We start from the raw sequence: 824 nt of genomic DNA on the forward strand, positions 1-824 counted from the left end.
GGGGGCGGCGGCGGAGCTGGCGGCCGTGGCGGCGCCGGCGGCGGCCCCTCTTCCATTTGCGGCTCGTCATACGTCCCGTTCCGCCTGGCCTCCTTCACGGTGTTTATGTAGCCCCCCGGCCCTTGGCCCGTGGCCTCTTCCACCCACGCGCGCCGCTCCTTTTCGCGGCGCACCGCCTGGTAGAACTCGTAGACCTCCGGGGGCAGCGGGGGGATTACGGTGCCCTCGTAGTCCGGGTGCCCAGTGCGTGCGGCCCAGCGGATGACTACGCCGTCAGCCCGGCGAATCTGCACCCAGCCGCCCGGGCTCCCGTGGTTGAAGTCGCGTGTGTTGGGCTCGCCTGTGATGCCGGCTGCCCCCAAGAGGTAGCCATCCCAGAGGTGGTTATCCATCTTGGACGCGCTCGCATCCGGAGCGAGCTTGGCCATCCAAGCGCGGTAGCTCGCAAGCTCCGTCGCATCGATGTGCTGGGCCACCTTGAACCGATTGGCTTTACCCGCCGCATCCGCGACGGACAGCAGCGCGTCGGCCTGCTCGTATTGCCCGACGTTCCACAGCGCGACGGCTTGGTTGTATTTGCCCGTGTAGCCCTCGTAATACGCATGCTGCAACGCCATGTCCTGCGCGGCGCGCAGATACTTCTGGGCGACGCGCGCTTGTTCCGCTTCGCTAATCCAGCCGCCCATGATGCGGCTGAACAGCGCGATAAACGGCGCCAACGGGGCGGCCGGCGTGGCCGCGAGCACAGCAGCGAGCGCGGCTCCACCGTTGGCGACAATTGCCGCCGTGTTGCTGGGAACAGGCTTCGGGGGAGGAGGCGGCGG

General features: G+C 68.3%; 1 protein-coding gene. It reads right to left on the bottom strand.

Translation table 11 applies throughout. The features are described from left to right. The coding region (locus FJV41_RS49370) for a hypothetical protein (RefSeq protein ID WP_220137980.1) at nt 1-746 on the bottom strand (746 nt) is incomplete at its 3' end. Nucleotides 747-824: the final 78 nt, after the last annotated feature.

Source organism: Myxococcus llanfairpwllgwyngyllgogerychwyrndrobwllllantysiliogogogochensis (assembly GCF_006636215.1).
Lineage (GTDB): Bacteria > Myxococcota > Myxococcia > Myxococcales > Myxococcaceae > Myxococcus > Myxococcus llanfairpwllgwyngyllgogerychwyrndrobwllllantysiliogogogochensis.